This window comes from uncultured Microbulbifer sp. (genome assembly GCF_947489355.1).
Classification (GTDB): Bacteria; Pseudomonadota; Gammaproteobacteria; order Pseudomonadales; family Cellvibrionaceae; genus Microbulbifer.
This window is the reverse complement of sequence record NZ_CANLDD010000146.1, coordinates 1-1476: the sequence shown is the minus strand read 5'-3', so window position 1 is coordinate 1476 and position 1476 is coordinate 1. Positions and strand designations below refer to the sequence as shown.

The 1476-nt window shown below is 37.5% G+C and carries 1 protein-coding gene; it reads left to right on the top strand.

Annotation, left to right across the window (positions count from 1 at the left end; genetic code table 11):
- Positions 1-304: 304 nt before the first annotated feature.
- The gene (locus tag Q1A48_RS21185; protein WP_299948833.1) at positions 305-850 is read left to right on the top strand and encodes a DapH/DapD/GlmU-related protein; all 546 of its coding nucleotides are present in this window, start codon (positions 305-307) and stop codon (positions 848-850) included.
- Positions 851-1476 lie beyond the last annotated feature (626 nt).

Sequence of the window (1476 nt, the reverse complement as noted above, 5' to 3'; positions counted from 1 at the left end):
CCAGAAGATTTAATGGATAATTACTTGGCGGCACAAGCCGCATAAATGGTATGCGCTTCAAGGTTGAATCCGCGTTTCAAAAAAATCGATAACGTACCTATTTAAAGAAAGCGGTTGCCATTACTGTCAGCTAATAGGTATGATCACCGGCAGCCTGGTGATCATACTCCTCTGAAGAGAAGTTTCGCATCATTGGTACACCTCAATGCTGGACGTATAAAAATCCAGTAAGGTATACAGTAAATTGCGCCCATATTAGAAGCTTTATGTGCATCTACACTTAACCAAGCTAGGAGCGCTAAAGATGTATACTTTTAAAGAATATTTAACTTATGAAGTTTTAAAACCAAAACATAAATTTTCTTGGATAAAGGCTCTAAAAAGAATACAAACTAACAGGGAAGCCAACTATATATTTTGGTATCGTGCAGCATATGTTTTATATCGTAAAAATAATTTTTTAGCAGATAAACTAGCCAAAACAATCAACAAAAGAATAAGATTCAAGTATTGCTGCGACATTCATAGAGAAAGCAGCATAGATATTGGATTTTGTATTGGGCATTTGTCTGGAATAGTTATCAATCCCAAGACAAAGATTGGTAAAAATTGCAAAATTCGACAAAATACGACCATTGGGACGACAAATGATGCAAGCTCAGAAGGTGTTGTAATCGGTGATAATGTCAATATTGGAGCAAATAGCTGCATCATTGGTGATGGCGTACGCATTGGTGATAATGTTACATTAGGGGCAATGAGCTTCGTAAATAAGGATATAGAGTCCAATACAACTTACATCACAAAAAAAGAATCAATAATAAAGCAAAAACAGATATCGTACACATGAAAAAGATTTCAGCGCATGCCTTTAGCACTTTGGCAAGATCACAGATAAGCAGGCTTGATTTGTTATGGGTTGCTTGAACAGCAGGCCATAAACAATCAGATGTGATCGATCGCGAAATACATTATTTATGAGGCAGCAAAACGATTTGCTCGCTGCATAAGAGAATTGCCGTTATCGCCGGAAACTAGGCCTAGAGTCAAGCGCCCAGGAAAAGCGTCTTTACATTAGCAAAGATCGCGGCGATCGCTAGGCTTTCTACACTCAATGAGTGCCACAGTCGCTCTATTTTTAGAGTGCGGAATCAACCCATGCACCACTAGTGGCGATACGTTCCAGCAGCACCTGTTGTGGTAGTTTCAATTTAGCAATTGATACTGAAAAGGGAAATTCCACTATTGGTTCGAAGTTCAAATCTATTATAGTTGATAATTGTCTTGTTGAGATTTGATACTATTTATTTTTCTACTTATTTTACATACTGCCTTTAACAGGCTGTTGAAATCCGGAAGTATTATTTGGAAAAAGTTTCTAGCAAGCCAAACAACTCGAGGAAAAGCTGCTTTTTTCTATTTTGATGGACTTTTAATCGGCTTTTGGCTGAATACACGCCCCTTAACGTTATTTTT

What these genes read in the sequence shown, in the direction of transcription:
- Q1A48_RS21185 (WP_299948833.1), top strand. Translation starts at nt 305, where the DNA reads ATGTATACTTTTAAAGAATATTTAACTTATGAAGTTTTAAAACCAAAA.